This is a genomic window from Oleidesulfovibrio sp. (assembly GCF_047973035.1).
GTDB lineage: Bacteria > Desulfobacterota > Desulfovibrionia > Desulfovibrionales > Desulfovibrionaceae > Oleidesulfovibrio.
In genome coordinates, this window is sequence record NZ_JBKEBF010000043.1 from 199,661 (window position 1) to 207,236 (window position 7,576).

Below are 7,576 nucleotides of genomic sequence, written 5' to 3' on the forward strand. Positions count from 1 at the left end.
GAATTTTGAATAGAATGGAACAGCAAACCACACCTGCCCGCAGAGGGGTGTATATCCTCCCCAACCTGTTTACCACGGCAAGCCTTTTTGCAGGCTTCCTCGGTATTCTGTGGGCTGCGGAAGGACGTGTGGAAATGTGCGCATTCGCCATTCTGTTCAGTGCCCTTATGGATGGTCTGGACGGCAAAGTAGCCAGACTGACCAACACCGCCAGCGAATTCGGCGTCCAGTTCGACTCGCTGTGCGACCTTGTGGCATTCGGTATCACTCCTGCCTTTATGATGTACTCATGGCAGCTGCACAGCTTCGGCCGTCTCGGCATTGCTGTGGCGTTCCTTTTTGCCGCATGCGGTGCGCTTCGCCTTGCGCGATTCAACATCTCCACTGCAGTTACATCCAAAAAGTTTTTCATCGGTCTGCCCATTCCGGCCGCAGGCTGCACTCTTTCTGCGCTGATCTTCTTCAGCACATTTGTACCCGAAGCATTCGCATCGGCATTCCCTGCCTTCTGCCTCGGCCTTACTTTTGTGCTCGGCTTCCTTATGGTCAGCCGTTTCCGTTACGCTTCTTTCAAAGAATACGGCTTTATCAAAGCTCATCCGTTCAGCTCTATGGTTTCTGCCATTCTGCTGTTCGTCCTCATTATTTCGGACCCCAAGCTCCTTGGGTTCCTCGTGTTTGCGGGCTACCTCATTTCCGGCCCCATTTACACACTCTTCATCCTACCCCGTCGTCATCCCAAGCTGCTACGAGACCTATCCTAGTATAGTCCGATAGCAAGCGCCCTAGTCTGATACCCGGAAGCGGAGTCTTCCCGGGCCTTCACGCGCATCATGAGTCTTTCCGGCACATGGTGCAGGGAAGACGACCCCGACTTCTTTTCGATCCAAATCGCGGTGCAAACAAGCCGCAAAGCCGTAGGAGAACCCTCATGGCTGACAAATTGTACATCTTCGACACAACATTACGGGACGGCGAGCAATCGCCCGGCGCCACCATGAACATCCACGAAAAAGTTCAGCTTGCACGTCAGCTTGAAAACGTAGGTGTGGACATCATGGAGGCAGGCTTTCCTGCTGCAAGCAGCGGCGACTTTGAAGCAGTCAAAGCAATTGCTGCTGCCGTTAAGAATGCACAGGTTGCGGGTCTCTGCCGCGCAGTCCAGCCCGACATAGACAGGGCATGGGATGCCATCAAAGGTGCCGTAGCGCCACGCATCCACACCTTTATTGCCACTTCGCCTGTACACATGGAGCACAAACTCCGCAAGTCGCCCGAACAGGTCATCGAAATGGCGCGAGAAGCCGTCAGGTATGCAAGCAGCCGTTGCCTCAATGTTGAATTCAGCGCCGAAGACGCTTCGCGCTCGGATTGGGACTTCCTGACCCGCGTGGTCGAAACCGCCATTGACGCCGGTGCAACCACCATCAACATTCCCGACACAGTCGGCTACGCTCAGCCTGACGAGTTCGGCGCACTGGTCCGTTACGTCATGGAAAATGCACGCAACAGCCATAAGGCCATTTTCTCCGTGCATTGCCATAACGACCTCGGTCTTGCCGTAGCCAACACCCTTGCCGCAGTCAAAGCCGGCGCACGTCAGGCCGAAGTAACCATCTCCGGCATCGGCGAACGTGCAGGCAACGCAGCCCTTGAAGAAATCGTCATGGCTCTGCGCACCCGCCAAGGGTATTACAACCTTGAAACTTCCATCAAATCGGAGCAGCTCTTCCCCACCTGCCGCCTGTTGTCCATGATCATCGGCCAGCCCATTCCTGCCAACAAGGCAATAGTGGGTGCCAACGCCTTTGCACACGAATCAGGCATTCATCAGGACGGCATGCTGAAAAACCGCGAAACCTACGAAATCATGACGCCTGAATCCGTAGGCCGTACCAAAACTGAAATCGTGCTTGGAAAGCATTCCGGCCGCAATGCCATCAAAGGAAAGCTTGAAGAGCTTGGCTATCAGCTTGATACGGAACAGACCCAGCTTGTGTTCGAAGCGGTTAAGAAGCTCGCAGACAGAAAAAAGCAGATTTACGATGAAGATATGGAAGCACTTGTGCTTGAAGAAGTTTTCAGAATCCCCGATAAGTTTAAGCTCATACACCTTAGCGTACAGGCCAGCGATACGGGTGTGCCGCCTTCTGCCGCGATTGTAATGGAAGTGGCAGGCGAAAGGTGCCAGCATACCACGTTTGGTGTGGGCCCCATTGATGCTGTGTTTAACGCCATCTCGCAGATCGTGGGCCGCGCTCCGCAGCTGCGCCACTACTCGGTCAACGCCATTACCGGCGGCACGGATGCGCAGGGTGAGGTTACCGTAAAGTTGCAGGAAAACGGCAGTGCGGCAGTTGGCCGCGGCGCCGATGCAGATATCATTACAGCCAGTGCAAAAGCATATCTTAACGCTTTGAACAGGCTTGCCAAAAAAGAACAGGAGGACAAATAGATGGCCCATACGCTTGCGCAGAAAATCCTGCAGAAGCACACCGACCAGCAGGTAGGTGAAGCCGGACAGATTGTACAGTGCCGTGTATCCATGGCGCTGGCGAACGACATCACAGCGCCTCTGGCCATCAAGTCCTTCCGCGCCATGGGCGCCACGAAGGTGTTTGACAAAGACAAGGTTGCCCTTGTCATGGATCACTTCACCCCGCAAAAGGATATTGATTCGGCCATTCAGGTGAAAAACACCCGCGACTTCGCAACGGAGATGGGTATCACCCATTATTACGAAGGCGGCGAGGCCGGCGTGGAACACGCATTGCTGCCGGAACTCGGCCTTGTGGGCCCCGGTGACATAGTAGTGGGAGCCGACAGCCACACCTGCACCTATGGCGGTCTTGGCGCATTTGCCACCGGCCTCGGGTCTACCGATGTAGCAGGAGCCATGGCTCTTGGCGAGACATGGTTCAAAGTACCGCCCAGCATCCGTGTAACCTACAACGGTACGCTGCCCGAGTATGTGGGAGCCAAAGACCTTATCCTGCATCTTATCGGCCAGATAGGTGTTGCTGGTGCACTGTACAAGGCTTTGGAATTTGACGGCCCCGTTGTAGACTCCATGGATGTGGAAGGTCGTATGACCATTGCCAATATGGCTATTGAAGCAGGCGGCAAATGCGGCCTCTTCCCTGTCGATGCAAAAACGCTGGCCTATACGGCGGAACGCGGTCGCAAGGACGAGCTGCTTGCAGCAGACGCAGGCGCTGTTTACGAACGCGAACTGAACTACAACGTCAGCGGCATGGCTCCGCAGATTGCCTGCCCGCATCTACCTGAAAACGTTAAAAATGTTTCGGAAGTGCGTGGTATACAGGTACATCAGTCAGTTATCGGTTCGTGCACCAACGGGCGCATCAGCGACCTGCGCGAAGCAGCCGCCATCCTGCGCGGACGCAAGGTAAACAAAAAAGTGCGTTGCATCGTGCTGCCCGCCACCCCCGGTATCTGGAAGCAGGCCCTTAAAGAAGGCCTTATCGAAACCTTCATGGATGCGGGCTGTATCGTCGGCCCTGCCACCTGCGGTCCCTGCCTTGGCGGCCACATGGGCATTCTGGCCGACGGCGAGCGCGCCATCGCCACCACAAACCGCAACTTCCGTGGCCGAATGGGAAGCCTTGAGTCCGAGGTATACCTTTCCAACCCTGCCGTTGCCGCAGCCTCTGCCGTGGCCGGTGAAATTGCCGACCCACGCGACATCTAACCTGCGCACAGAGCCTGAAACAGACAGGAGAATCTGCAATGAGCTACAACGGAAAAGCCCATAAAGTGGGCGATCACATAGATACTGACGCCATCATACCGGCACGTTTTCTGGTCACTACCGATCCGGCAGAGCTGGGTGCAAACTGCATGGAAGGCCTTGAGCACGGCTGGGTAGCCCGCGTGAAACAAGGCGACATCATGGTGGGCGGCAAAAACTTCGGCTGCGGTTCTTCCCGCGAACATGCCCCTATCGCCATTCTCGGCGCAGGCATGCCTGTTGTGGTTGCCCACAGTTTTGCCCGTATCTTCTACCGCAACGGCTTCAATATGGGGCTTATCCTTATCGAAGTCGGCGACGATGTGGAAAAAATCAACGATGGCGATACCATTTCCATTGATGTGGAGAACGGTGTGATTACCAACAGCACCACAGGTACCGTCATCAACTGCCCTCCTCTGCCGCCTTTTATGCGTGACATTCTGAACAAGGGCGGGCTGGTACCCTACGTGCGCGAACGCCTTTCAGCCGGAGCCGCATAGATGCAGTCTGCGCTGGAGTGCCTTCCCTGCATGATGGCGCAAGCCGTGCGCGTGGCGCGGCTTGCGGCTCCTGACGACGAACAGCTTCAGGAACGCGTAGTCCGCAGGTTTGCTGCCCATGTGGCCGAGTCCGGCATCAGCGGCAGTCCCCCTGCCATGCTACGGCCGCTGTATTCCGCTGTGCCGGAGCTTACAGGCGTGCGTGACCCGTTTGCTGCCGTAAAAAAGCAGGCAAACAAACAGGCTGCGGCACTTCTGCCGCAACTCCGCCACAAAATACGCCAGTCAGATGACCCGCTGCATACTGCCCTGAATATTGCCATCATCGGCAATTACATGGATGCAGGAACAGGTATCGAGTTTGACTGGGAAGGTGCTCTGCAGACAGAAAATACGGCGGACTGGGGCCAGTCCCAGTATCCCGCTTTTCGAAAGGCACTTGAAACCGCACACAATGTGCTCATTCTGGGCGACAACTGCGGTGAAATAGTGCTGGACACGCTGCTTGTTGAAGAGCTTCAGGCACTCGGGCTGGAGGTCACCTACGCAGTGCGCAACGTTCCTGTGCTGAACGATGCCACTATGGAAGACGCCCGCGAATACGGAATGGCGGACCTGTGCACGGCAGTGGACTCCAGTGCGGATACGCCCGGAGCAGTGCCCGACAGGTTATCGTTCGCTTTCCGCACCCGACTGCTGAACGCCGACGTGGTTCTGGCTAAAGGTCAGGGCAACTTTGAGGGGCTGCGCAAAGAGCTGCGTCCTATCTGGTTCGCCTTTAAAGCGAAATGCGCTGTAGTGGCGCGCATGCTTGAGGTGCCACAGGGCACATCGATGTTTGTAATGCAACAACCCTGATTCGGGGTTGTATAAATCATATCACTGGCCGTCCAGCCACCTGCCGGATGCAAAACCGCATGGCGGACTAAGCATTGCCGGAACAACGGCAGCCTGCCATTATGGACAGTCAGTTAATGCCGGAGACTTCCGGCGCTGCATACATAGTCTGAGGAGACAAGACAATGGAAATGCGCATATGCCTGCTTGCCGGAGACGGTATAGGTCCTGAAATAATAGAACAGGGCGTTCGAGTACTTGAAGCTGTGGCTGCAAAATTCGGCCACGATATGGAATTTACCGATGCCCTTATCGGTGGAGCAGCAATTGACGAAACCGGCTCACCGCTGCCGCAGGACACCATCGACGCATGCAAAGCTGCCGATGCGGTTATGCTGGGCGCCGTTGGTGGCCCCAAGTGGGATGAACTGACCGGTGCCGCGCGTCCCGAATCGGGCCTGCTGGGAATCCGCAAGGCGCTTGGTCTTTTTGCCAACCTGCGCCCTGCCACCCTGTTTCCCGAACTCGCCAGCGCATGCTTTCTGCGCCCTGATATTGTTGCAAAAGGCATCGACGTCATGGTTGTACGCGAACTGACAGGCGGTATTTACTTCGGCCAGCCCGTGGGTGACGAAATGCGAGACGGCGTGCGCACAGCCTACAACACCATGGTTTATGACGAAAATGAAGTGCGCCGCATCGCCCGTATTGCTTTTGAAGCTGCGCGCAAGCGTTCAGGCCGGGTATGCTCTGTGGATAAAGCTAACGTACTGGCCGTTTCACGCCTGTGGCGCGAGGTGGTCACGCAGGTTCACGCCGAAGAATATTCCGACGTGGAACTGTCACACATGTACGTGGATAACGCCGCCATGCAGCTGGTCCGCGACCCTTCACAGTTTGATGTCATCGTTACCGGCAACCTGTTCGGTGATATTCTGTCCGACGAGGCAGCCGTCATCACCGGCTCCATCGGCATGCTGCCCTCTGCCTCACTGGGTGCGGACGGCCCGGGTCTGTTTGAGCCTATCCACGGCTCCGCACCAGACATCGTAGGACAGAACAAGGCCAACCCGCTGGCTACTATCCTGTCAGCCGCCATGATGCTCCGCCACAGCTTCAACCTTGAAAAAGAAGCTGCCGCCATTGAATCCGCCGTGCAGCAGGTTCTTAAAGCCGGCTACCGTACCGGCGATATCATGGAAAAAGGCTGCACTCTGGTCGGCTGCAACACCATGGGCAATCTTGTAACCGAGCGTATTTAATCTGCGACACTTCAGCAGGCTCCGGCGATATTGATTCTAACAGGCCGGAGCCTGCTCTTCATATAGACTAGAGCAACCGTCACGTGTACTCTTCAGGAGACCCTACGGAGGTTTTAGTGAGCTTTATCCGTATCCTACTTCTTCTGCTCTGCTGCTCAGCACTGTGGGCCGCCCCCGCAGCAGCAAAGCAAAACCATCCGACAGTCCATATAGCCGCCAGCGAGTGGCCGCCCTATATCAATAACACTCCGGACTCCCCCGGGGTGGTAGTTGAAATTGTATCTACGGCTTTTAAACAAGCCGGCTATGCTCCCCGTATTCACGTGCTGCCCTGGCACCGTGCAGTAAGTAAAATTGAAGACGGCTCCATGGATGTTCTACTCGCGGTGTACGATTCAAAACGTAACCGCGAAAGATATCTGCTTTCTTCCGGCCTGCTTCGCATTGATTCTCTCTTTGCCACGCTGGACGGCTCGGAAGCTGCCCGCAGCGGTCCCCGCAAGCATCACAAAGTAAGCGTGGTCAAGGACAGCCTGCTGGACAAGGACCTACGCAAAGAAGAATACGAACATGTCGAAATTGCGCCTGATGCCCCCAGCAATATGAAGAAGCTGCTCACTGAGCGTGTAGATATGATTCTGGATACTGAAGCGACAATTCTGGAAGCCATAAAACAACTACCAGCAGCGTAGCGCGATAGTATACGCATCCTGTGCCCGCCATTTGCATCGCGCTCACTCCACGCAGCCATCCTTCCTGACTTTCCGAATCACAAAGAGCTCTGGCAGGCTCTTGAGGACGGGCTGAAAAAAATGTAACGCACAGGAGCATATTCTGAAATCCGGCTACGGTACGGACTGGCAACCTATGCTGTCACCAACCTTCCTGATGCGCCAAAGGCAAAGTAACGCCTGTCCCGCTGCGCAGGCACATTTCTTTTGCTGCCTGTTACGGGCACATACTTGTACCTTTACAAAAGGTACCCCCCAGCATAGCTGGGGGTTCTTCATATGCGCCTATAAGGCTTTCTTACTAGCAGCGCCCTAGCAGGCGCACGTTCGTCTGGCATCTGCATCTCTGTTACTTGCGACCCGTAAACGGGTTTCCAGAATATGGAAGAGATAATTGATCACCAAGCTTATCATGCTCAAGTTGGTGCCTAATGTAATCTTGTATCTTTGCCTTATTTTTTCCAACTGTATCTACGTAATATCCACGGCACC

At 55.3% G+C, this 7,576-nt stretch carries 7 protein-coding genes and 1 pseudogene; 7 read left to right on the plus strand and 1 reads right to left on the minus strand.

Annotated elements, in window-relative coordinates; translation table 11 throughout:
- Nucleotides 1-14 precede the first annotated feature (14 nt).
- The 7 genes from pssA (at nucleotide 15) to ACK5LI_RS16055 (ending at nucleotide 7,045) form a co-directional block, all read left to right on the plus strand.
- The gene (gene pssA, locus ACK5LI_RS16025) at nucleotides 15-764 is read left to right on the plus strand and encodes a CDP-diacylglycerol--serine O-phosphatidyltransferase (protein WP_416951219.1); all 750 of its coding nucleotides are present in this window, start codon (nucleotides 15-17) and stop codon (nucleotides 762-764) included.
- Nucleotides 765-931: 167 nt separating this feature from the next.
- Complete coding sequence (locus ACK5LI_RS16030; RefSeq protein WP_416951221.1) at nucleotides 932-2,455, plus strand: 2-isopropylmalate synthase; 1,524 nt, start codon at nucleotides 932-934, stop codon at nucleotides 2,453-2,455.
- Complete coding sequence (leuC, locus tag ACK5LI_RS16035) at nucleotides 2,456-3,712, plus strand: 3-isopropylmalate dehydratase large subunit (protein ID WP_416951223.1); 1,257 nt, start codon at nucleotides 2,456-2,458, stop codon at nucleotides 3,710-3,712.
- A 38-nt stretch (nucleotides 3,713-3,750) separates the two neighbouring features.
- Nucleotides 3,751-4,254, plus strand: coding sequence for a 3-isopropylmalate dehydratase small subunit (locus ACK5LI_RS16040; RefSeq protein ID WP_416951225.1), 504 nt, complete (start codon nucleotides 3,751-3,753; stop codon nucleotides 4,252-4,254).
- Entirely contained in the window at nucleotides 4,255-5,112 is an 858-nt protein-coding gene (locus tag ACK5LI_RS16045; RefSeq protein ID WP_416951227.1) for a damage-control phosphatase ARMT1 family protein, read from the plus strand.
- Between the two features lie 164 nt (nucleotides 5,113-5,276).
- Nucleotides 5,277-6,353 (plus strand): 3-isopropylmalate dehydrogenase, encoded by a 1,077-nt coding sequence (gene leuB / locus ACK5LI_RS16050; protein WP_416951229.1) that lies wholly within the window; start codon nucleotides 5,277-5,279, stop codon nucleotides 6,351-6,353.
- A 116-nt stretch (nucleotides 6,354-6,469) separates the two neighbouring features.
- Nucleotides 6,470-7,045: a substrate-binding periplasmic protein gene (locus ACK5LI_RS16055; RefSeq protein WP_416951231.1), complete on the plus strand. Its 576-nt coding sequence runs from the start codon at nucleotides 6,470-6,472 to the stop codon at nucleotides 7,043-7,045.
- A 388-nt stretch (nucleotides 7,046-7,433) separates the two neighbouring features.
- Here ACK5LI_RS16055 and ACK5LI_RS16060 read toward each other — a convergent pair.
- Nucleotides 7,434-7,576 (minus strand): annotated as a pseudogene (locus ACK5LI_RS16060) (IS200/IS605 family transposase); the annotation flags it as partial.